The 24,246-nt window shown below is 45.5% G+C and carries 18 protein-coding genes; 12 read left to right on the forward strand and 6 right to left on the reverse strand.

The features are described from left to right. Positions 1-42 precede the first annotated feature (42 nt). Positions 43-420, forward strand: a complete 378-nt coding sequence (locus BZA03_RS10110) for a hypothetical protein (RefSeq protein WP_014949857.1) — start codon at positions 43-45, stop codon at positions 418-420. Positions 421-497: 77 nt separating this feature from the next. Here the strand turns inward: BZA03_RS10110 and BZA03_RS10115 are convergent, their stop codons facing one another. From BZA03_RS10115 to BZA03_RS10125, 3 genes are all read right to left on the reverse strand, one after another. After that, the gene (locus tag BZA03_RS10115) at positions 498-1,406 is read right to left on the reverse strand and encodes a 5'-methylthioadenosine/S-adenosylhomocysteine nucleosidase (RefSeq protein ID WP_110288701.1); all 909 of its coding nucleotides are present in this window, start codon (positions 1,404-1,406) and stop codon (positions 498-500) included. A gap of 195 nt (positions 1,407-1,601) precedes the next feature. Then, positions 1,602-3,038 carry a pyruvate kinase gene (pyk, locus tag BZA03_RS10120; protein ID WP_014949855.1) on the reverse strand — a complete coding sequence of 479 codons (1,437 nt, stop codon included), beginning with the start codon at positions 3,036-3,038 and terminating at the stop codon, positions 1,602-1,604. Between the two features lie 238 nt (positions 3,039-3,276). Beyond that, positions 3,277-4,128 carry a MurR/RpiR family transcriptional regulator gene (locus BZA03_RS10125; protein WP_014949854.1) on the reverse strand — a complete coding sequence of 284 codons (852 nt, stop codon included), beginning with the start codon at positions 4,126-4,128 and terminating at the stop codon, positions 3,277-3,279. Positions 4,129-4,412: 284 nt separating this feature from the next. Between BZA03_RS10125 and zwf the strand changes: the two genes are divergently transcribed. Genes zwf through BZA03_RS10150 form a run of 5 tightly spaced genes read left to right on the forward strand, consistent with a single transcriptional unit; the run spans position 4,413 to position 10,037 of the window. Beyond that, positions 4,413-5,906: a glucose-6-phosphate dehydrogenase gene (gene zwf, locus BZA03_RS10130; protein ID WP_014949853.1), complete on the forward strand. Its 1,494-nt coding sequence runs from the start codon at positions 4,413-4,415 to the stop codon at positions 5,904-5,906. Between the two features lies 1 nt (position 5,907). Next, positions 5,908-6,600 carry a 6-phosphogluconolactonase gene (gene pgl, locus BZA03_RS10135; RefSeq protein ID WP_069944511.1) on the forward strand — a complete coding sequence of 231 codons (693 nt, stop codon included), beginning with the start codon at positions 5,908-5,910 and terminating at the stop codon, positions 6,598-6,600. Positions 6,601-6,609: 9 nt separating this feature from the next. Continuing rightward, positions 6,610-8,436: a phosphogluconate dehydratase gene (gene edd, locus BZA03_RS10140; RefSeq protein WP_014949851.1), complete on the forward strand. Its 1,827-nt coding sequence runs from the start codon at positions 6,610-6,612 to the stop codon at positions 8,434-8,436. Then, positions 8,436-9,389: a glucokinase gene (locus BZA03_RS10145; RefSeq protein ID WP_014949850.1), complete on the forward strand. Its 954-nt coding sequence runs from the start codon at positions 8,436-8,438 to the stop codon at positions 9,387-9,389. Before edd ends, BZA03_RS10145 begins: the two co-directional genes overlap by 1 nt. Positions 9,390-9,392: 3 nt before the next feature. Then, positions 9,393-10,037, forward strand: coding sequence for a bifunctional 4-hydroxy-2-oxoglutarate aldolase/2-dehydro-3-deoxy-phosphogluconate aldolase (locus BZA03_RS10150; RefSeq protein WP_014949849.1), 645 nt, complete (start codon positions 9,393-9,395; stop codon positions 10,035-10,037). 122 nt (positions 10,038-10,159) lie between these two features. Here BZA03_RS10150 and BZA03_RS10155 read toward each other — a convergent pair whose 3' ends face one another. Both BZA03_RS10155 and gap read right to left on the reverse strand, forming a co-directional pair. Continuing rightward, complete coding sequence (locus BZA03_RS10155) at positions 10,160-11,011, reverse strand: D-hexose-6-phosphate mutarotase (RefSeq protein WP_110288702.1); 852 nt, start codon at positions 11,009-11,011, stop codon at positions 10,160-10,162. 188 nt (positions 11,012-11,199) lie between these two features. Further along, on the reverse strand, positions 11,200-12,195 hold the full coding sequence (gene gap, locus BZA03_RS10160; RefSeq protein ID WP_014976817.1) for a type I glyceraldehyde-3-phosphate dehydrogenase: 996 nt from the start codon (positions 12,193-12,195) through the stop codon (positions 11,200-11,202). Positions 12,196-12,430: 235 nt separating this feature from the next. Here gap and malQ point away from each other — a divergent pair, with 235 nt between their 5' ends. From malQ to msrB, 5 genes are all read left to right on the forward strand, one after another. Beyond that, a complete protein-coding gene (gene malQ, locus BZA03_RS10165; protein ID WP_110288703.1) occupies positions 12,431-14,629 on the forward strand; it encodes a 4-alpha-glucanotransferase in 2,199 nt (732 codons plus the stop codon). A gap of 158 nt (positions 14,630-14,787) precedes the next feature. Beyond that, positions 14,788-16,971: a 1,4-alpha-glucan branching protein GlgB gene (gene glgB, locus BZA03_RS10170; RefSeq protein WP_110288704.1), complete on the forward strand. Its 2,184-nt coding sequence runs from the start codon at positions 14,788-14,790 to the stop codon at positions 16,969-16,971. Positions 16,972-17,018: 47 nt separating this feature from the next. Next, on the forward strand, positions 17,019-19,106 hold the full coding sequence (glgX, locus tag BZA03_RS10175; protein WP_110288705.1) for a glycogen debranching protein GlgX: 2,088 nt from the start codon (positions 17,019-17,021) through the stop codon (positions 19,104-19,106). 328 nt (positions 19,107-19,434) lie between these two features. After that, positions 19,435-20,988, forward strand: coding sequence for an NADP-dependent phosphogluconate dehydrogenase (gene gndA / locus BZA03_RS10180; protein WP_110288811.1), 1,554 nt, complete (start codon positions 19,435-19,437; stop codon positions 20,986-20,988). Between the two features lie 99 nt (positions 20,989-21,087). Then, entirely contained in the window at positions 21,088-21,516 is a 429-nt protein-coding gene (gene msrB / locus BZA03_RS10185; protein ID WP_110288706.1) for a peptide-methionine (R)-S-oxide reductase MsrB, read from the forward strand. Positions 21,517-21,668: 152 nt separating this feature from the next. Here msrB and BZA03_RS10190 read toward each other — a convergent pair whose 3' ends face one another. Then, a complete protein-coding gene (locus tag BZA03_RS10190; RefSeq protein WP_110288707.1) occupies positions 21,669-22,553 on the reverse strand; it encodes a DUF2989 domain-containing protein in 885 nt (294 codons plus the stop codon). A 191-nt stretch (positions 22,554-22,744) separates the two neighbouring features. Here BZA03_RS10190 and BZA03_RS10195 point away from each other — a divergent pair, with 191 nt between their 5' ends. Beyond that, a complete protein-coding gene (locus tag BZA03_RS10195; protein WP_014979588.1) occupies positions 22,745-24,190 on the forward strand; it encodes a glyceraldehyde-3-phosphate dehydrogenase in 1,446 nt (481 codons plus the stop codon). Positions 24,191-24,246 lie beyond the last annotated feature (56 nt).

Raw genomic sequence — 24,246 nt, forward strand, 5'->3', positions numbered from 1 at the left:
GAGCTTATCGATACAAGTGCAAAATCGTTCAAGGAGTGGGGCATGAACTTTTTAAAGTGGGTTTATTCAGGCTTAGTGGTATCAGCAATCATTGTTATAGTCGGTGTAATTGGGCAAGGAAAGCTATCCGTAAGCCAGGCATCTGCTGATGACGAACAGCGCCCCGTTCACATGGATATTCAAAAAGTACAGCGAAACTTCTCATTGGTAGAATTTGATTTGTCGAAAAAGGCACATCTATTGAGAAAAACGCGTCTAGAGCACTACATTGCACAGGCTAAGCAAGCCGATTTAAGAGGTTGGAAATTTAAGCGTGATGAGTTTGTTGAGCGCGCCGAAAATATTCTAAATCACCATCTTACTCAATACGCGAATGATGTTAGTCAAGATGCGGAAACTTATACCGCTCAAGCAATCTAATACAAAGGCTATACATGAAAACGCGCCTTACATTCTTACAATGTAGGGCGCGTTTTTCGTTTGAGTGTTTTCCAAATTTATTCCGACAGCGCAGAAATATAAGCTCTTACCACTTTTTCAACAAAGGCCTGACAATCTTTGGCCGTGGTTGGGTCATATTCACCATGGTTGGTAATGTTGTTCGACAATACGCGAATACCTAAAAAGGGAACGTGGTAGGCATGTGCAATCTGCGCTGCAGAAGCGGTTTCCATTTCTTCCACACTCGTTCCCATATTCTTATGAAGCCATGCTATTCGATCTAACTCGTTATTCCAAAAGTTACCGCTGCCAATCGTACCTTTAACGACGTTCCCGCGTTTGTACTGCTTGGATAGCGATAGAGCTAGGTTGATGAGCTGTTTGTCTCCTAAATAAAAACGCAACTTTTCTGCGTCTTTAGCGCTACTTCCTTCTCCCGCGCTGCCTTCTGACGCCATAAGATCCATCGGTAGCCAATTAAACGGATGAGAACCTTCTCCTTGAGCCAGCTTGGGCGTTTTAAAGTTGGATGCATTAATACTGCGTTCGCCAAGAACAATATCACCAACTTTTAAGGAAGGATCGTGGCCACCTGATGTTCCCTGATTGATGATAAGGCGAGGGTGGTATCTCTCTATGCCAATAGCGGTGGCGGCCGCTGTATTTTCTAAACCCTTACCGGTTTTAGCTACCACAATGGGATACCCGTCTAGTGTCCCTTTATAGAATACCGCATTACCTGAATACTCTGTTGTAGTGTTATCCAAAAGCGCAGCAAAGTATTCGGCTTCAATGGGCATGGGGCCTTGAATCATTATTGGCTGTAACGGAGCGTTCTGCGAAGCTACTTCTACACGCTTCATGGTGTGTACGTGCTGTGTATTTGCCCATACGCTATGAGTGAAAAGTGCCAAGAGCGTTATAATTGCTGAAAAACGTGTGTAGCGATTGAAAATGAGCTGCATTTCTATCCTTATTTTTGTCGTTGTTGTCCCGAGGAGTGTTAACGAATTCTCGTTGTTTGGTTGGATATGTTTTTTGTAATTTTGATACTGACTTAGTTGAGTGTTCTTATTATAAGCGTCAGCTTACCACTGCTTTAGTAAATTACAGGCAAAAAAAAGCGAAGCATTTGCTTCGCTTTAATAGTGTATTCGTTGCTATTCGACTTCTACGATTTTAAGGGTATTGGTCGCGCCCACTTTTTCCATTTCATCGCCGTAAGTCAGGATGATACTGTCGCCGCTTTTTACTAACCCTTTTTCTTTAAGTGATGCAATGACATCGTACTTCAATTTGCCAGGTTCACTGTTTGAAGAGTCAAAGAAAACCGGCTTAACGCCGCGGCAAAGCGCCATCGTGTTAAGCGTTGATTCGTGACGAGACATCGCAATAATTGGCAGAGATGTAGTAATGCGAGACATTAACGTTGGTGTAGTTCCACTTTCAGTTAAACCTACAATCGCTTTAACACTTGGCAAGTGGTTCGCGGCGTAAACCGCAGACAGAGCAATTGACTCGCTTGTAGAAGAAAACTGCTGATCCATGCGGTGCTTGGAAATTTTAACGCTTGGATGTGTTTCCGCGCCTTCACAAACACGAGCCATAGCTGCAACTGTTTCAATAGGGAAATTACCCGCCGCTGTTTCAGCTGAAAGCATTACCGCGTCAGTGCCGTCTAGTACAGCGTTTGCAACGTCCATTACTTCTGCACGTGTAGGCATAGGGCTGTCAATCATCGACTCCATCATTTGCGTCGCGGTGATCACAACCTTGTTGAGCTGGCGAGAACGGGCAATCAGTTTCTTTTGAACACCAACAAGTTCCGCATCGCCAATTTCTACACCCAAGTCACCACGAGCAACCATTACCGCATCTGAAGCGCTGATGATATCCGTCATGGCTTCGTCAGACGCCACCGTTTCAGCACGCTCGACCTTTGCACAAATTTTTGCGTAGCAGCCAGCTGCTTCGGCAAGTTCTCGCGCGTAGTTCAAGTCTGCGCCGCTGCGAGGAAATGACACTGCAAGATAATCAACACCAATTTTCGCGGCGGTTTTAATGTCTTCTTTGTCTTTTTCGGTAAGTGCATCTGCAGAAAGACCACCGCCTTGACGGTTAATGCCTTTATTGTTTGAAAGCTTGCCGCCTACTGTTACTTCAGTAATCACTTTGCGGCCTTCAACGCCAGTTACTCGAAGCTGAATACGGCCGTCATCAAGAAGCAGAATATCGCCTGCTGATACATCATCAGGAAGCGCTTTGTAATCAATACCTACTTGATTAATATCACCTTCGTCGCGGCCTAATTCAGCGTCTAGAATGAATTTTGCACCTACCTCTAAACGAACTGCACCTTCGGCAAAACGAGCAACACGGATTTTAGGGCCCTGAAGATCACCTAAAATCGCTACGTATTTACCTAGGTTCTTTGCTGCCTGACGAACGCGCTTTGCACGTTCAATGTGATCTTCGGCTTGTCCGTGTGAAAAGTTCATGCGCACAGTGTTTGCGCCTGCGGCAATAAGTGCCTGAATCTTTTCAAGTGAGTCGGTTGCAGGTCCTAGGGTGGCAAGAATTTTCGTTCTTCTGGTCATGTGATTCCGTCGCTGTTTCTAAGTTAGAAAAGACAAAGAGTGATAGGCTACGCGTTTATACGGTATGCCTGTAATCGCTTTACGTAATTTTATTACAGAATAATAGTTGAATTTGACAAAAATGTGAATGAAATAAACAAAAACGCCTAACTGGCTCGACCAGTTAGGCGTTTTCGCTGATTTATTGAACCAATATTGCTACGGTAAGTGGTTCTTATTTGATCGCGTGGGAAGAAAATTACTCACCACGCTTTTCATAACGTGAACCACGCAGCGTATCTTTTACTCGCTTCAGGTTCTCTCTGAACTTGTTGCCGCGGCGCAGTGTAAAGCCGGTTGCCAGTACATCAATTAGCGTGAGCTGCGCGATGCGAGAGGCCATAGGCATATACATATCAGTATCTTCTGGTACTTCCAGCGATAACACGTAACTGCATTCCTGTGCCAGCGGGCTATCTGCTGAGGTAATTCCTACTACAGTAGCGTCGTTCATGCGGGCAATTTGCGCTATTTCTACTAAGCTTTTAGTTCGGCCCGTGTGGCTAATCAATACAACAACATCGCCATCTGAGCAGTTCATGCAGCTCATGCGCTGCATCAGAATATCTTCAAAGTAGACCACTGGAACATTGAAGCGGAAAAACTTATTTAGTGCATCGTGTGCCACTGAAGCTGAAGCGCCTAAGCCGAAAAATGAAATTTTCTGTGCCTGTGTAAGTAAATCAACAACGCGATTTACCACGTTCACATCCACAGATTGGCGCGCCACTTCCAGGGACGCCATGGTCGATTCGAATATCTTATTGGTATATTCGTCTGGGCTGTCGTTTTCATCAACATGGCGGTTTACATAAGGCGTGCCGTTAGCCAGGCTCTGCGCTAAATGCAGTTTAAAGTCTGGGAAGCCTTTAGTATCAAGTCTTCGGCAGAAACGGTTTACGGTAGGCTCACTAACATCCGACATCTTAGCGAGGGTTGCTATACTCGAATGAATGGCCGTTTGTGGGTTAGCTAGAATTACTTCAGCTACCTTTTTCTCAGATTTACTGAATGCCGCTTGGTTTTGTGTGATTTTTTCTAAAATGTTCATACAGATATAGCAATTAGTTAGCACAATTTATTGTAAGGTACACCCGTAATAGTACCCAATGTGACGTCTGTGACAAGAAAAATGTAATTTTTTGACAATTTTTGTTATTTCAATCGGGTTAAATGAGGGTAAACTGAGGGAAACAGTAAAGATTCAGATCCTATAGTTGGTACAAGTTGTAATTTTACTACATTTGGTGTTAACTATACGGTAAAAATAGTCGTTAGTGTTGTAAATAACTGTACAATACGCCGCGGACACATACATTTAAAAGGTCGACGAATATGGTATTGGATAATTCCTACGAACCCTGTGATTTTGTACTTTTCGGTACACTGGGAGATCTTTCACGACGCAAGTTGTTGCCTTCTTTATATCAGCTTGAAAAAGCAAACTTGATGCACCCAGACACCACTATTGTGGGTGTTGCGCGTCAAGAAATGGAGCTGGATGCCTATATTGAAGAAGTTCATGCCAACCTAATCAAGTTTGGCGAGAAGAACTTGTGTGAAGCCACTTGGGAAAAAATGAAAGCACGTTTGCACTATGCATGCGTAGACATGAAGGACGTTGAAAGCTATTGCGTATTAGACGACCACGTTGACCCAAGCCGCACCATGGTGTGTTATCTAGCGACGCCACCGGCGATATACGGTGATATCTGTCGTGGCCTGCATAGCTGCAAAATTATCGACTCAAGCGTTCGCGTTGTGCTAGAAAAGCCAATTGGTCACGATTTGGCATCGTCAAAAGTGATCAATGAGCAAGTTGCAGAATACTTCGACGAAAAGCAAATTTACCGCATTGACCATTACCTTGGTAAAGAGACAGTACTAAACCTAGTATCACTGCGTTTTGCCAATTCTATTTTTGCTACTAACTGGGACCACAACTGCATTGACCATGTTCAAATCTCAGTTGCAGAGTCAGTGGGTATTGAAGGGCGTTGGGGTTACTTTGACGACGCGGGTCAAATGCGAGATATGGTGCAAAACCACTTGCTACAAATTTTAAGTTTGGTAGCGATGGAGCCTCCGACAACGCTCGACGCTGACAGCATTCGTGACGAAAAATTGAAAGTGCTTAAAGCACTTCGTCCGATTAACTCGTTTAATATTAATGACAGCACAGTACGCGGTCAGTATACCTCTGGTTTCGTGAAGGGCGAAGAAGTGCCTGGGTACCTTGAAGAAGAAGGTGCTAATACGCAAAGTAAAACCGAAACCTTTGTTGCTATTAAAGCGGAAATTGACAACTGGCGTTGGGCTGGTGTGCCGTTCTACCTACGCACAGGTAAGCGCATGCCAACTAAGGTGAGTGAAGTTGTTATTTACTTCAAGCGTCAGCCACACAACTTGTTCGGTGACAGCTTCAAGAATCTCCCACCCAATAAGCTCGTTATTCGTCTACAGCCAGACGAAGGTGTAGAAATCACCGTAATGAATAAAGTACCTGGCTTAACCAGCTCAGGCTCTATGGATCTACAAAAATCCAAGTTAAACCTAAGTTTCTCTGAAGCGTTTGCCGATGAGCGTATTCCTGACGCATACGAAAAACTCCTTCTTGAAGTTATGTTGGGTAATCAGGCGCTATTCGTTCGTCGTGACGAAATTGAGCAAGCTTGGACGTGGGTAGACTCAATTCTTGAAGCGTGGAAGCAATCGAGTGAGCCGCCAGAACCGTATCAAGCAGGTACGTGGGGGCCGGTAGACTCTATAGGTCTTCTTGCTCGCGAAAATCGCAGCTGGTACGAGAGTAAAACAGGGAAGAAAAAGTAATATGGCGTTAACAACTCTATCATTTGAAACACCTGATGCGCTGACTGATGCATTTGCGCAAGACTTAGTCAGCATTTTAAAAACAGGTATTAAAACTCGCGGTCGAGCTTCGCTTGTCGTTAGTGGTGGTCGTACACCGCTGGCGCTTTTTAAACAACTAAGTGAAACCGAACTTGAGTGGGATAAGGTTGATATCACCCTTGCCGACGAGCGCTGGGTTGAAGAGGGCCACGAGGCCAGCAACACCAGCCTAGTCAAAAATAATCTAATTCAAAATAAAGCCGCAGCAGCTCGTTTTATCGAATTGAAAAGCGATGCTAATGATGCAAACGAAGGCGTAAATGCCGCAGAGTCAAATCTGGCTAGCATGTCACAACCTTTTGATGCATTGATTCTTGGCATGGGGGAAGATGGTCACACTGCATCACTTTTCCCTTGCTCTGAACAAGTACTTGACGGCTTAGATATGAGCAGCGGCAGAACCTGCATCGCTGTTCAACCTACAACAGCACCTCATCAACGTATTTCATTAACGCTACCAGCGTTACTCAATAGCCGTAATATCTTTTTGCATTTAACAGGCGAGAAGAAAAAACAAGTCTTACTTGATGCTATTGAAAATGCCACCGAAGCGCAAAAGCCCATCACCGCCGTAGTTAACCGCGCGCCGGTTACTTTGATGTGGGCGCCATAGGAGACAAACATGAATCCAAAAATTGCTGAAGTTACGCAACGAATTATCGAGCGTAGTAAAGAAACGCGTAAGGCGTATCTAGAAAAAATTGAGAGTGCACGACGTCAAGGACCACACCGTGGTGTGTTGTCATGCGGTAACCTTGCTCACGGCTTTGCAGCATGTGGAACAAGCGAAAAATCAGATCTTCGTTCAATGACCAAAGCCAATGTGGCAATTGTGTCTGCGTATAACGATATGCTTTCAGCGCACCAGCCTTACGAGACGTATCCTGCGCTCATTAAGGATGCAGTGAAAGAGGTAGGCAGCGTAGCCCAGTTCGCAGGTGGCGTACCCGCTATGTGTGATGGTGTTACACAAGGCCAGTCTGGCATGGACTTAAGCCTAATGAGCCGTGATAACATTGCTCAGGGGGCTGCCATTGCGCTTTCTCACAACATGTTCGATAGCGCACTGATGCTAGGTATCTGCGACAAAATCGTTCCTGGGCTACTAATGGGCGCACTAACGTTTGGTCATTTGCCAACCGTTTTTGTGCCAGCCGGTCCAATGCCATCGGGTCTTCCAAACAAAGAAAAAGCCCGTGTTCGTCAAGAATTTGCCGAAGGTAAAGTAGGGCGTGACGCGTTGCTTGAAGCTGAATCTCAATCTTACCACTCTGCTGGTACCTGTACGTTCTATGGAACGGCAAACTCGAATCAGCTAGTGGTTGAAATGATGGGCTTGCACCTTCCGGGTTCGTCGTTTGTTAATCCGGGCACACCTTTGCGCGACGCGCTAACAAAAGCGGCTGCGGTTCAAGCAACACGCTTAACTGACCTTGGCGACAACTATACGCCAATTGGTCACATTGTAGATGCAAAAGCCATTGTGAACGGCCTTGTAGGTCTTCTTGCTACGGGTGGTTCTACTAACCACACCATGCACCTTATTGCGGTAGCACGCGCTGCAGGTTACATCGTAAATTGGGACGACTTCTCAGATATCTCTAATGCTGTGCCTCTTCTTACTCGCATTTACCCGAATGGCTCAGCTGACATTAACCACTTTGTTGCAGCAGGTGGTATGTCATTGCTAATTAGACAGTTGCTTGATGCGGGTCTACTACATAACGATGTTAAGACTATTTGTGGTGAAGGCTTAGACTTCTACACGAAAGAGCCTGTGCTTAAAGACGGCGAATTAGAATGGCGAGACGGCCCAACTGAATCCCTTGATAAAGAAGTGCTAGCAACTGTTGACGCACCGTTTAAGCCAGATGGTGGTTTGAGTGTACTTGACGGCAATCTTGGTCGTGGCGTTATTAAAACCTCAGCACTTCGCACGCCTCACTGTAATATCAAAGCTCCAGCGGTTGTGTTTGAAGACCAGTTTGAACTCGATGACGCGTTTAAGTCTGGCAAGCTAGACAAAGACTGCATTGTAGTTGTTCGCTTCCAAGGTCCTTCAGCGATTGGTATGCCAGAACTTCACCGCTTAACGCCACCTCTTGGGGTGCTTCAAGATCGCGGCTTTAAAGTGGCGCTAGTTACTGACGGTCGTATGTCTGGTGCATCAGGTAAAGTTCCTGCAGCTATCCACGTGACTCCAGAAGCTTATAAAGGCGGTCTACTTGCTAAAGTGCAAGAGGGCGACATTATTGAGCTAAACACACAAACTGGTGCACTAACACTGCATGTGGACGATGAAACACTGGCTGCACGTGAAGCAGCGCCAGCGAACTTAGCTAAGCATCACGTTGGAATGGGACGTGAAATGTTTGCGGGTATGCGCGCTATTCTGACGGGTGCAGAAGAGGGTGCATGTTCACTGTTTTACACGCAGGAGCAAGCATAATGAGCCAGAAGTTTGTGGCTGATGTTGGCGGTACGAATATTCGTGTTGCAAGGGTAACCGAGTCAGGTGTAGCCGACATCAAAAAATACATGTGTAATGATTTCGCCAGCATCGACCTCGCTATCGCGCAGTACTTTAGCGACATGCCGGAATACAGCTTTTCGCAAGGTTGTATTGCAATTGCATGTCCAGTATTGGGCGATCAAGTCGAGATGACGAATCACAGCTGGGCATTTTCTCAAAATGCACTTCGCTCTCAGCTTAAACTAGACGCGTTGTTCGTTATCAATGACTTCACTGCCGTAGCGCACTCTTTGCCTGTATTGGGCGAAGAGCAAGTGGTACAAATTGGCGAAGGCACTGCGAAAGAAAATGGCAATATCGCTGTTTTTGGACCTGGTACAGGATTGGGTGTTGAGCATATTACAATGACCTCAACGGGCTGGCAGACGCTGGACGGTGAAGGTGGTCATGTAGACTTTGCACCGGTAGATGAAACCGATGTTGTCGTATGGCGTCACCTTCAATCTACCTTAGGACGTGCTTCTGCTGAAGAAGTAATGTCTGGACGCGGCCTGCATAATATTTACACCGCGCTAGCAAACCACGCATCAGCACCAGTTGTATTTACCGAGCCGGCTCAAATTACTGACGCTGCGCTGAACGGTACCTGTAAAATTGCTGAAGCGACGCTTACCCAATTCTGCCGAATTATGGGAAGCTTTGCGGGTAATTTAGCACTTAACATGGCAACCACGGGCGGCATTTTCATTGGTGGTGGCATTGCTAACCGTTTCCCTGAATTTATTCAAAATAGCGATTTTAGAGCGCGTTTTGAAGCGAAAGGGCAAATGAAGCACTACGTGAAAGACATTCCCACCTATTTAATTGCAGAACCTGATCATGGTTTATTGGGTGCGGCTGCATATCTGAATCAAAATACAGCGAGCTAAATTATGACAACGAAATGGAAATACTCTCCAGAGGAAATTTTTGCGGCCGGTCCAGTTGTACCTGTTTTGGTAATCAATGACGTAGAAAAAGCGGTTCCTCTGGCAAAAGCGCTGATGGAAGGTGGTATTAAAGTACTAGAAGTAACGCTACGTACCCCTGCTGCTATTGACGTGATTAAGCGAATTGCACAAGAAGTGCCTGACTCGCTAATTGGTGCTGGAACCGTGACTAACGCCCAGCAGCTTAAAGCGGTAGTTGAAGCTGGCGCTAAGTTCGCAATTAGCCCAGGTATGACGGCTGATTTGCTAAAAGCGGGTATGGATTCAGAAATTCCACTTATCCCTGGTATCTCTTCAACTTCTGATTTGATGAAGGGTAAAGATGCGGGTTATACCCACATGAAATTCTTCCCAGCAGAGGCTTCAGGTGGCGTTAAAGCCATTAAGTCAATCAGTGGTCCTTTCCCTGATGTGACGTTTTGCCCAACGGGTGGCATTGGTCCAAACAACTACAATGACTATTTAGCGCTTAACAACGTTAAATGTGTAGGTGGTTCGTGGCTTGCCCCTGACGACGCAATTGAATCAGGTGACTGGGCGCGTATTACGCAGCTAGCAAAAGAAGCTGTTGCGGGTGCTAAACAGTAATTTGCTGAACCTTTAAATGAAAAAACCTGCTCATTGGCAGGTTTTTTTATATCTCTTGATCGTGAACTGCGACTGTCTACCTTTCGAAGTGTCAGCGAAATTGCGCTTGCACTTCAAATAATTTACTTCGGAACAATAGTTTGTTTCAGTGTGTGGCTAGCACCGGGGGACAGTGTCTTTCCCTGAGTTAGCGATGTTTCTACGCACAACATATGCTTATAGCCAAAGGGGTCCATGTCTGAAATAGACGCTGCGCCTAACCACGGGTTCCATACAACCAAAGAGTCATTACCGTCAGATATTACTTCTGTAAACACGCTGCCTTCGACTTCAATCTCAGCAGTTTTAATCGGCGCAACATGAATGCGATCCGTTTCGCCTGTGATGGTGTAAGGACTCGGTGTCGTCTTAAGCCCCCAGTCGTCAAGTTTGTCTTTATATTGACCTTCAATTCCAGTTATTTGGGTATGTTGAATGTGGTCAACGTGGAAATATGTATGTAGCGCACAGTTAAATTCGAATGGTACAACACCCGTATTTTCTGTAGTTAGCGCGACGTCCATCGTCTCACCAACGGTAATTACCATGGTCACGTTACAATCGTTTTCAAAACCTTCAGCTCGGGTAAAACTTGGCGAAAGCGTAATCGTTGTTCCGCTTTCTGTATCTTCTGAATTAATCAGCTTCCACACTTGTGTTCTCAAAAAGCCGTGAGCGGGGAGGGCACCTTTTTCTCGACCGTGATCATCGCTAAACCAAGGCCAGCACACCGGAATACCACCGCGAATAGGTCGCTCTCCGTTCAAGTAAGCATGGGGGCTTACCCAAAGACGCTCTCTGCCATCGCTTTTAGGCACATAAGACAAGATATGACCGCCAAATAGGCTAATACGCGCAGAGGCAAACGCATTATCTACGTCTAAAAAGGTAAGTCCATTAGACTCACTAACGGTAACTGAACTCACAGGTGGCATAAGCCCTCCTTGGACTAATAAGAAAACAACAAAGGGTAAGCGACGGGAAAGCGTATGTCGCTGGAATATCGTTATTATGCGTGTTTACGACCACGAAAAACAAAAAAGGTGCAAACGCCGTGTTTACACCTTTAGATTAACTCAACTTTAGCGTGAATAGTTTAACTATTTTAGCTTAATACCGTTAATTACTTAGAAATGTGAGCCACAAGGTCTAGAACCTTGTTTGAGTAGCCCCATTCGTTGTCGTACCAAGAAACGAGTTTAACGAATGTATCAGTAAGTGCGATACCTGCAGTGGCGTCAAATACCGATGTGCGAGCGTCGCCAAGGAAGTCGTTAGACACAACCGCATCTTCTGTGTAACCCATGATACCTTTAAGCTCGCCTTCTGAAGCTTCTTTCATTGCTGCACAAATTTCATCGTAGCTAGCAGGCTTCGCAAGGTTTACAGTAAGGTCTACTACTGAAACGTTTGGCGTAGGTACACGGAAAGCCATACCTGTTAACTTGCCGTTAAGCTCAGGGATAACTTTACCTACTGCTTTTGCTGCACCGGTTGATGATGGAATGATGTTTTGACCAGCACCACGACCACCACGCCAGTCTTTCATTGAAGGACCGTCTACCGTTTTCTGTGTTGCAGTTGTTGCGTGAACCGTTGTCATCAAACCGTCTACAATGCCAAATTTATCGTTAAGCACTTTGGCAAGTGGAGCAAGACAGTTAGTTGTGCAAGACGCGTTTGAAACAATAGTTTCGCCAGCGTAGCTTTCTTGGTTAACACCCATAACGAACATAGGCGTGTCATCTTTAGAAGGTGCAGACATAACAACTTTCTTCGCGCCAGCTTCGATGTGCTTCGCGGCAGTTTCTTTAGTCAGGAACAGACCTGTTGATTCAACAACCACGTCAACGTCTACTTCATCCCACTTAAGTGCAGCTGGATCTCTTTCAGATGTAATGCGGATAGTTTTGCCGTTTACAACTAGGCTATTGTTATCTACTGTAACTTCACCGTCGAATAAACCGTGAGTCGAGTCGTATTTCAATAGATAAGCAATGTAGTCCGTGTCTAGTAAGTCGTTTATTGCAACAACTTCGATGTCGTTGCGCTCTGCTGCTGCGCGCATTACTAGGCGTCCAATACGGCCAAAACCATTGATACCGATGCGAATTGTCATAACGTACCCCGATTATTTAAATAAAATGAAAATAAATTACGTAAAGTATGGATCAAAATGCCATAATTAGCAAAATAAAAAGCCAAAGTGTTGCAAAATTACGAATAAGTGCTATTGCAATCGTATTCAGATATCGCCAAGCCCTTGTTTCTAGAATAATGTTAAAAATTTGTTTGTAGACGCACTATGCTTAATTTGCTTTGCGTCTTTTACCGAATAACAGGAATGACACACCATGACACAACAACTTCTGCAACAACTGGTTGAAATGCGGGGAATTGAAACCCAATACGTCGACGCATGGGGAAAGCCAGCAACCATCGCAGAATCAAGTAAAGCAAAACTGCTTAACACACTTGGCTATGACACCAGCAGTGATGAAAAAATTCAGTCACAAATTACACAAGATATAAAGTCGGTATGGTTGTCGCCGTTAAATCCTGTTCAAGTAGTTCGCAATACCCAAGAAATTAATCTAGCTGTTCGTTTGCCTATCGAGTTAGTGAACGATGATCACACGCTCACGGTCACCTGTGAAAATGGTGACGTGCTCACTCATCAATTTACGCCAGTTGACCAAGAAATGACGACGATGGCGCATATCGACGATGTAGAGTTTCATGAATACGTAGTAACACTGCCTTTAGATTTGCCCCTTGGTTATCACGATGTAGCCTTAAGCGCTGATGACGATGAGTTTGCGCGTTCTCGTTTAATTGTGGCACCTGAAGCCTGCTACACACCAAACGAGATTAAAAAAGGCAAAAAAATATGGGGCTTAAGCGTTCAACTTTACTGCGTTCGCAGTGAAAAGAACTGGGGGATTGGTGATTTTTCTGATTTAGCACTGCTTATTGAAAAAGCCGCTGGTGTGGGCGCAGACTTTATCGGACTTAATCCTATTCATGCGCTCTACCCTGCAAACCCCAACGCGTGCTCGCCTTATGGGCCAAGCTCACGTCGCTGGCTTAATTATTTGTATATCGATGTGACTGCCATTGACGGCTATGACGATGCATCAGTACAAGCGGTAGTGAGCAGTGATGAGTTTAAAGCCACGCTTGAACATGCACGTAACGTAGAACATGTAGACTACGAGGCAGTCGCCCATGTGAAACTGGCTGCGCTTAAAGCAGTATTTGATGTTTACGATGCCAAATACCTTCGTAAAAGCACAAAGCAAAATAAGGCGTTTAAAGCCTTCGTAGAAGCGGGCGGTGAAAGCTTAGATATGTTAGCGGTGTACGACGCCCTGCAATCGCACCTAAAAGCTGAAGGTAAAGACAGCTGGGGATGGCCGGTATTCCCACAAGAATACAAAGACTACTACAACCCAGCCGTGGCTAAGTTTAAGAGTGCAAACGAACAAGACGTCAAATTTTACTTGTTCCTACAGTGGATTGCCGCCCAACAGCTTGAGCTTGCAAGCAACAAAGCTACTGATGCAGGCATGACCATTGGTCTTTATCGCGACTTGGCGGTAGGCGTTAGTGAAGGAAGTGCGGAAATTTGGGGTAACAAAGACCTATACTGCACAGGCGCAAGTGTAGGTGCTCCACCGGATATCTTGGGCCCACTAGGCCAGAACTGGGGGTTGCCGCCTATGGACCCTCGTAAGCTGTATGAACAGGGTTACCAGCCCATTATTGACCTGTTTGCGTCTAACATGGCGTCGTCAGGCTCATTGCGTATCGATCACGTCATGGCGTTGCTGCGTTTATGGTGGGTTGTGAAAGGCGATAACGCTAAAGATGGCGGCTATGTTTATTATCCTGTAGACGATTTACTCGGTATTCTAGCGCTAGAAAGTCACCGCAATCAGAGCCTGGTTATCGGTGAAGACTTGGGTACTGTACCCGAAGAAATTCGCAGCAAGCTTGCTGATAATGGCGTGTACTCATACCGCGTATTTTTCTTCGAACAAGCGGAAGACGGTGGTTTCTTCTCACCTAGCCATTACCCTGTTCAGTCTATGTCAACGTTGACTACTCACGATATGCCAACGCTGATTGGTTACTGGCACTGTTTAGATTTAGAGCTAGGCAAAGAAATAGGGCTTTATCCAACAGAAGAAATCCTTCAAACGCTTTATGCGGATCGTCATGAAAATAAACAGGCAATACTTGATACGTTGCACGGCCACGGTTCAATTGGCGACAATGTAGGCCGCGATGTTAATCATACGGGTATGAATCGCGAACTGAATAACGGTATGCAAGTGCATATGGCAGGTGGCTCGAGCGCATTATTGAGCCTGCAATTGGAAGACTGGTTAGAAATGGATAAGCCGGTCAATATTCCTGGTACTTTCGACGAGTATCCAAACTGGCGAAGAAAACTCACAGAGAATATCGAGTCGATGTTCGATAGACATGATATAAATGAGTTGGCGTCTAAACTTACTCATGCCAGAAAGCAAGCAAGTCAGGGTTAATTGCCATTATCAAAGAAATGATAATAGGCGGTTGCCTGGGTAACTTAAACGAGTAAGATAAAGTACCAAGACGGTACTTGATAGAGCTTAAGTGTGAACAACGCATTTAAGCTCTCAATTCAACCCGCTGCCATGCGGGTTTTTACTAGGAGTAGCGAATGCAATTAGCGCAGCAGTTTGAACAGGTATTATGTTCTCAGCCGTTTTCCCATTTAGGTGTAGTTAAAAATCAGCAGAAGTCGGTACTTCGCGTCTGGCGTCCTAATGTCAGCAAGATAACGATTGAATGGGAGAATGCAGCGCTAGCAAATGTAACCGTTACCTCCAAAAATGGTCTTTTTGAAACACCACTGCCTAAAGAATATCAGGGTGAGGTTTATCGCGTTATCGCCGAAGGTTTGAATGACGACAAGGGCTATATCGATCCTTATCAATTCTCCGAGCAGGCGTATCATGCGGTACATTACATCGATAGCAAGCCTTCAAACTTGTACGAGCAAGCGGGCGCGCAACTTTTAACACTCACTTCTTCAAAAGGCGATGCGATAAAAGGTGTCAGGTTCTGCGTTTTCGCGCCCAATGCGAGTACGGTGTCGCTCATTGGCGATTTCAATCAGTGGGATGGCCGCACGCATCCTATGGAAAAGACCTCTATGGGATACTGGGTACTGTTTGTGCCAGAACTCGCAGAGGGAGAGCGCTACAAGTATCACATTAAAGATTCACACGGCCACGACCTACCGCACAAGGCTGACCCGCTGGGCTTCAGTGCAGAGCAGTATCCTTCTCATGCTTCGAAAATTTACAACCACAATAACTATGAGTGGAATGATAGTGCATGGATGGAAAAGCGAAAGGGAAATAAATACAACAGCCCAATGAGCATTTATGAGGTGCACCTTGGCTCTTGGAAGCGCCCGGGTATTGAAACTGATGCGCGCTATCTTACTTATAAAGCGCTGGCCGATGACTTAATAAGCTACGTCAGCGATATGGGTTACACTCACGTTGAATTGCTTCCTATTTCCGAGTTTCCTTTCGACGGTTCGTGGGGCTATCAGCCCGTGGGAATGTTCGCACCAACGAGTAGATTTGGAAACCCAGATGAATTTAAATACTTTGTTGATAAGGCTCACCAAGCAGGTATAGGCGTAATTATCGACTGGGTACCTGCACATTTCCCGGAAGACGGCCATGGCTTGGCGCGATTTGATGGTTCTTGTGTTTATGAATATGAAGATCCGAGGAAAGGTTGGCATCCGGATTGGAATTCTTGCATTTACGATTTCGGCAAAGACACAGTTCGTCAGTTTTTAGTTGCAAACGCACTGTTTTGGCTAGACAAATTTCACGTTGATGGACTCAGGGTTGATGCAGTGGCATCCATGCTTTATCTCGACTATTCACGCAATGACGGAGAGTGGATCACGAATGTGGATGGTGGCAACGAAAACTACGAAGCCATCAGCTTACTGAAATGGATGAATGAAGAAGTGTACAAGCACTTCCCAGACGCCATGACAATTGCCGAAGAATCAACGTCGTTTCCCAAGGTTTCTCGCCCAGTATTTGATGGTGGTTTGGGCTTTGGCTTTAAGTGGAACATGGGGTGGATGCACGACTCATTACACTACATCGCTAAAGACCCTGCCTATCGCAACTATCACCATGGCGATATTACCTTTAGCATGGTTTACGCGTTTGACGAAAACTTTGTGCTGCCTATCTCGCACGATGAAGTGGTACACGGCAAAGGCAGTATGCTGCACAAAATGCCTGGCGATGAATGGCAGCAAGCCGCTAACCTGCGTTGTTACGCGGGCTTTATGTACGGTCACCCCGGCAAGAAGCTTAACTTTATGGGGATCGAGCTTGCGCAGGCACGAGAATGGAACCATGACAGTAGTTTAGACTGGCACTTGCTCGATTACGAAAAACACAAAGGCATTCAAGCGCTTTATAAGGCGCTCAACCACCTCTATACGTCTACGCCAGCGCTTTACGAGCAAGACCACGAACCAGGGGGCTTTGCTTGGCTGGACCACAATAATGCAGACCAAAGCGTGGTTTCATTTGTTCGCATGTCAAAAGATGCGAAGCAAAAAGTATATGTGGTATCTAATTTTACGCCTGTGCCACGTCAGAACTTCAGAATAGGCGTAGATGATGCATGCACGCTAACGCTAGCACTAAACACTGATGATGGTGCATATTGGGGTAGTGGCTACGACGTTGCTTCTACTGTTAATACGCAAACCATACCTTGGAATGAGCGTACTCACTCTGCAGAAATCACGTTACCGCCGCTAGCCACGGTATTTTATGTTACCAATGTGGATTAATCCGACTAGAGCGACACGCCCTAGTGAAGAGATAAATTGAGAACCAAGTGAACGAAATTCGAGACACCGCACTAATTGTAGAAAGTGGAATAGGAAAGGCATATCCACTTGGCGCAACAGTTACACAAGATGGTTGTAATTTTGCCGTATACGCGCCCGATGCGAAGGCGGTCGTGTTGTGTTTTTTCAATAGTGACACAGAAGAGGCGGTGAGTGAGCATCCTTTGCCTGAGAAAACTGGTGATGTTTGGCACGGTCGTTACAGCGGCGTTAGCGCAGGACAATACTATGGTTATCGCGTAGAACGCGGTGAGGGAGGGTTACATGCGGTACCCACCGACAAACTGCTAATCGACCCTTACGCCAAGAAAATTAGTCGCGCAATAAAATGGGACGCTAGGCAATACAAACACGACTCTCAGTTTATGATCCCCAAGTGCATAGTAATTGATCAAAATGACTATGCGCCCAGTCATGTTAGCGCGCCTGTTATTCCGAAACACAAGCGAGTAGTTTACGAAGCACATATTAAGGGGCTAACAAAACTCCATCCCGATGTACCTAAAGAACACCGTGGCAAATTTATCGGTGCTGCCCATCCGAGTGTCATCAAGCATCTCAAAGCATTAGGCATAACCACGGTGCAATTTATGCCGTTGTGCTCATTCATGCCTGAACCATTTATAACAGAGAAAGGCTTAACTAATTATTGGGGATATAACCCGGTTAACTTTTTTGCGCCTGAACCACGCTACGGTGTGTCAGACGCGCTTGCTGAACTAAAGTCTATGGTAGATGCTTATCATACAGCCGGACTTGAGGTCATTGTTGATGTGGTATTTAACCATACAGCAGAGGCAGGCAATGGCGGTCCTATTCTTTCTTATAAGGGGTTTTGCCCTTACCAAGCGTACTTATTAGAGCAAACGAAAAACGGAGAATTGGTTTATTCCAACCATTCAGGCTGTGGTAACACGGTAAATACCGCGCAGCCATTTATGATGGGACTTATTTTAGATGCCATGCGCCACTGGGTATCCGTAATTGGCGTTGACGGCTTTCGTTTCGATTTAGCAGTATGCTTGGGAAGAGAGCCACAAGAATATAGTAAAAAATCTGGGCTGCTGAGAGCCATTAGTAGCGACCCTGTTTTAAAAGAGAGAGTATTGCTTGCCGAACCCTGGGATATTGGGCCTGGCGGCTACCAAGTGGGTAACTTTCCGTCTCCGTGGTTAGAGGTGAATGATAAATACCGCGATACGGTGCGCGCCTTCTGGCGTGGAGACGATGGCGTTACCGCGGACTTTGCTACCCGTTTAATGGGCTCACGAGATATATTTCACAAAGGCCATCGACATATCAGTACGTCGGTAAATAACGTGACATATCACGATGGGTTCACGCTGCACGATATGGTGACCTACGCCGAACGTCACAATCTCGATAACTTAGAAGAAAATCGAGATGGCCATGGACACAACCTGTCTGCCAATTATGGTGTTGAAGGGGAAACGAATGACGAGCAGATACTCGCTATGCGTGAGCGTCAAAAGCGCAATCTCTTTGCAACGCTGATCTTCTCGCAAGGTACACCGCATATTCTTGGTGGCGATGAATTAAGCCGCACCCAAAATGGCAATAATAATGCCTATTGTCAGGATAATCCTATTAGCTGGATGAATTGGGAATTAAACAAGCGCAAGCAAGATTTTCTTAGCTTCTGCCAATATGTGATCCGTTTGCGCCAGTCCTCTTCACTGTTAAGCGAACTAAAGCTGCACGATGATACGTTTACGCTCTCACGAAATGTAAAAGAAATAAATTGGTATAAGCCTGATGGTTCTGACAAAGCGTCTGAAGACTGGAATGCGCATCATAACAAAGCGTTTGGTGTGGAAATAAAAGGTTGTGTAACGGGCGACCAGAAGCCAGAGCACTGGTTCTTGTGTGTTAATGCAAGTGAAAGCGACGTGCGTTTTCACCTACCTTCTGTCATACCCAGGGGAGGGTGGACCATGCACTTGGATACGCGCTACAGCTCTCTTGAAGAACAGCCTTCAATTTGCATTCAGAAGGTGTTTTTACAGGCCAGCAAATCGCTAACGTTGTTCAGTTTTTCTCAGTTTTCTGGATAGAATAATGGCTTACAATACGACTTTATACTTGGTTAAGGATGCCTTTAAAGAATTTAAGAGTACCGCTAAACGGCTCTAAACTCAGTACACGTTAGCTGAATAAGAAACAGAGTCTTTACCTTTGTGTGAATTTCATACAGCATGGGCGAAAGCGCGTAACGCAGGTGCTGAATGCGTGCCAAAATCTCGGCTAAACTAGCTTACAAAACCCGTTAATGTTTACCGCTGGTGACAATTACACCACTGCGCACTAAATTGTTAGCTTAGACTGTTCTTTATTCTTTCAGGTGGTATCATGCGCAGCCATCTGAAATGTGAGGGTGTTCCTATGCAAAAGAAAGGTGGTAATTCGCACGAAGACAAGTCGTGTGATATTGGTTTTATCGGTTTAGGGGTGATGGGTAGTAACCTAACCATGAACCTAGTGGACCATGGCTATCGTGTAGCGTGTTTCGATTTAGACCAAAACAAAGTTGAGTCTATTCTTGCCAAAGACGCAAGCGAAAGAGCTGAAAATACTGAGCCTCGTGTTGAAGGCTGCAGTTCTTACACCGAGCTTTTAAGCAAGTTAAAAGCCCCGCATCTTATTATTATCTCTGTGCCTGCTGGCGATCCTGTTGACCACGTTTGCAATCATCTTATTGACGCCGGAATTCACGCTGACGATATCGTGGTTGATACTGGCAACAGTTTGTGGACAGACTCTGTAGCACGTGAAGAGCAGTACAAAGGTAAATTTATCTTCTTCTCTACCGCCGTGTCAGGTGGTGAAGTAGGCGCTCGTTTCGGGCCATCTCTTATGCCTTCAGGCAACCCTTATGCATGGACACGCATTGAGCCTGTTCTTAAAGCGATTGCTGCAAAGGTTGACCCAGAAACAGGTAAACCATTAGAAAGCCATACGCCAGGTCAACCAGTGTTAGAAGGCGAACCATGTGCGACCTACATCGGTCCGGTTGGAGCCGGGCACTATGTAAAAATGGTGCACAACGGTATCGAATACGCCGACATGCAGCTTATCTGCGAAACTTACCATGTTATGCGCGAAGCGCTACATATGGCGCCAGCTGAAATAGCAGAGGTGTTTCGTCGCTGGAACGAAGGCAAGCTGAATAGCTACCTGATGGAAATTAGTGCTGAAGTTCTTGAGCAAATGGATCCAGAAACACAGCAGCCGTTGGTTGATGTGATTTTAGATAGAGCAGGTCAAAAAGGTACAGGCCTTTGGACTGCAGTAAGCGCATTACAGGTAGGTAGTCCGGCACAGACCATCACTTCTGCGGTATTCGCGCGCAGTATTTCTAGTTTGAAAGACGAGCGTGTAGCTGCGAGCAAGGTTCTTGCTGGCCCTGATGCGCCATCGTTCAGCGATAATGAGAAAATGTCGATCATCAACAAGCTAGAGCAAGCGCTTTATTGCTCTAAAATCTGTGCGTACGCACAGGGCTTCCAGTTAATGGCTATGGCAGGCAAAGAACACGGCTGGACACTGGAGTTTGGTGAAATAGCGAAAATATGGCGTGCAGGCTGTATTATTCGCGCCGTATTTCTTCAGTCTATTTCTCAGGCCTACGAGAATAACGAAGACTTAGCCAACTTGCTATTGGACCCGTTCTTTGCGGAACAAATTACGCAGTATCAAGCTGACTGGCGTGAGTCAATTGCACAGGCGACACTGGCTGGCGTGCCTTGCCCTGCAATGATGTCGGCTCTTAGCTATTATGATTCGTATCGCACAGCCGTGCTACCTGCTAATTTGCTGCAAGGCCAGCGCGATTATTTTGGCGCACATACTTATCAGCGTGTAGATAAGCCAGCAGGTAAAAAGTATCACATCGAGTGGAGTGATCCTGCACGTCCGCAAACGGCTATCAAAAAATAGTATGAACTAAATAGTGTTACACGCGCTCATAACTGAGCGTAAACTATTAAAAGGTGTATTTGTTTTCAAATACACCTTTTTTGTTTAAAGAGGTAAGTTATGTCGACAGATGAAAAAGCAAACGCATCAATAGCTAAAAAAGACTGGAAAACTGAGCTCACTGACGAGGAATATTATGTATGCCGCGAAGCGGGCACTGAGCGACCTTTCACTGGAGTATTGCTAGACGAGCAGCGAGATGGATTGTACGTGTGTAAGTGCTGCGAAGCGCCACTTTTCCCCTCAGATACTAAATTTGATGCTGGTTGTGGATGGCCTTCTTTCTATAAGCAGCTTGATGACGGTAATGCAGATTACAGAGAAGACTTGAGTCACGGTATGCGTAGGGTTGAGATTTTTTGTAAGCAGTGTGGCTCGCACTTAGGCCATGTATTTCCAGATGGTCCTGCGCCAACGGGTCAACGCTACTGCGTAAATTCGCTATCTATGACCTTTAAAGGCGAAGATGATACACAAATTAAAGGTTAAAAAGCCCTAGGTGAGCGCTTGATTAAGGTAAACATCTGATTAAATTTTGACCTCATGTGGGAAGTCGAGAGATCCAATCATAAAAAACCGCCCATAAACGGCGGTTTTTTTAATTATTTGCCAGTGAAATTGTGTAATTGAGTTTCAAAAAATTAGAGCTTATCCAGTTTCAATGAATCTGCGTTGAAGGTCGCGCTATTCAAATTACTGACTATTTCATCAACAATGTTATCTAGAATACCTACTGGAAGGGCATAGCGTTGTCCAAGTTGAACACGCTGAGTGTCGTTAAGTCTCTCATCGAAGGCTTCAGCCACACCATACCAAACATAGGCAAGGCGATAGTTGTCCATATCCATTCCTATTGAAGCAAGTGAGTAGAAAATACTGACATCAATGTCGTCGCTATCTGTATATAAACTTAGCGCGCGATATAAGGTTTCAATAGTACGCTTTTGGTCTGTTTTAATCTGAACAGAGGCCAGTGCGACCAGTAGCTTTGGATCGCTTACACGGTTGCTGGCAGCGTAGCGCTCAAAGCGATGAAAAGCCTCTTTGTCGTTATATCGTGTCCAATGATAGAAAGAAAGGTAAGGATCAAGGGAGTCTTTCGTCTCGCGGCTTAGGCGTTTAATTTCACGCTGAGCAGTAATAACGCCTTTTAGCCGTGTCGCTTCCTTGCCTTTACGTTTAATGTGTTCGATATGCTGCACTTCTTCGACGCAGGTTAGATACTCTTCGAAGTTCAGAAGGAGCGGGTACTTGTAAGCGTCGTCTTTTGAATCTTGATTGTAGTAACGCAAGCGAATAATCTCAGCTCGCTCGCCGCGACAACGGGCATCCAAACTCAAATCTAAGCAAATCTCGCTGTGAGATTCACAAATTTCACTGATAGTAGGTTCAAAAAGATCGCCACAACCCGTCAGTGTTGTCGCTGCTGCCAGCCACACTGTCGTTACATAACCTTTTGTTGGAAACTTACTAAATAAACTCTCTGTTATACGAGTTTTCATAGAGGTTTTGAAACTTATCAACAATTTGGTCTTCCTTGCTTGTTTATTTAAGATACTGCTCGTCACCGTCAGGCGAAAACTCACCTAGTGTACCCTAAAAATAATAAAAAGCTGACGCGTAATTAGGATTAGTTATGTGTGTTTGTGCCACAAAAAATTGGCCGCGCATACAACAATGACAACACCGTTAAATTAATATCGATGAAGGCAGAAGCATGAATCAACAGTTTGAGCAGGAATTACAAAGCAGCTGGCAAGAGCGTCAGGAATACGCAGAAATGATGTTGCCCCTTATTGGTAAATTGTATCGCAATAAGGCAGTTGAAATTTCGGTTTATGGACGCTCGCTACTGAACGCCAGTGCTATTGATGTTATTAAAGCGCACCGCAAAGTGCGTCTGCACGAAGGTATTAAGCTACGCCTACGCGAAAGCTATCCAATCTTAGAAGCCTTGAGCAACATGAAGCTTGCTCCTGCACAAATTGATATTGGTAAATTGGCTTTTGATTTTCACTACGGTTCTGCGGTCGACAACAACGACCTTACGGCCTACCTTAACGAAAAACTAAACGACGTTGCCGATAAAGAGGACGATCAGAAACCTCAGGACGTTGTACTATATGGTTTTGGCCGTATAGGTCGTTTACTTGCTCGCTTGCTTATTGAACGCCAAGGTAAAAACAATAAGCTTCGCTTACGTGCCATTGTGGTTCGTGGCGGGCGCGATGGCGACCTAGAAAAACGCGCAAGCTTACTGCGCCGCGATTCAGTGCATGGGCCGTTCAACGGCAGCATCACAGTTGACCACGAGCGTAACGCGCTAAAAGCAAACGGTTCATACATTCAAGTCATTTATGCCAACAGCCCAGATGAAGTGGATTACACGCAATATGGTATCGATAACGCTATCATCGTAGACAACACGGGTATTTGGCGTGACCGCGATGGCCTTGGCCTACACCTTAAAGCTAAGGGTGCAGCGAAAGCTATTCTTACTGCTCCGGGCAAAGGTGACATCAAGAACATCGTACATGGTGTAAATGACGAAGAAGTCACACCAGAAGATACAATTGTGTCTGCTGCAAGCTGTACGACTAACGCAATAACGCCGGTACTTAAAGCGCTAGACGAAGAATATGGCATTGAAAACGGTCACGTTGAAACCGTTCACTCTTACACTAACGACCAAAACCTTATCGATAACTACCACAAAGGTGATCGTCGTGGACGTAGTGCGCCACTTAATATGGTTATTACCGAAACGGGCGCTGCGAAAGCCGTTGCCAAAGCGTACCCGAAACTGGCAGGTAAACTTACCGGTAATGCTATCCGCGTACCTACACCTAATGTGTCGCTAGCGATTTTGAACCTAAATCTTAAAACGCCGGTGGATCGCATTGCAGTTAACGAGTTCTTGCGCGATACCGCGTTGTTCTCAAAGCTTCAACACCAAATTGACTACACGGCAAGTAAAGAGATTGTATCAACAGACTTAGTCGGCTCTCGCGCTGCGTCTGTGGTTGACTCTCAGGCGACCATTGCCGCAGATAACCGCCTGACACTATACGTGTGGTATGACAACGAGTTTGGTTACAGCTGTCAGGTACTACGTGTAGTTCGTGATATGGCAGGGCTTAGTTTCCCTACGTTGCCGCTTTAAGCAACACGCAGTTTAATTAACTGTATAAAAAACCGACCTAAGTGGTCGGTTTTTTG

The sequence above is a fragment of the Alteromonas sp. I10 genome, assembly GCF_003201515.1.
Classification (GTDB): domain Bacteria; phylum Pseudomonadota; class Gammaproteobacteria; order Enterobacterales; family Alteromonadaceae; genus Alteromonas; species Alteromonas macleodii.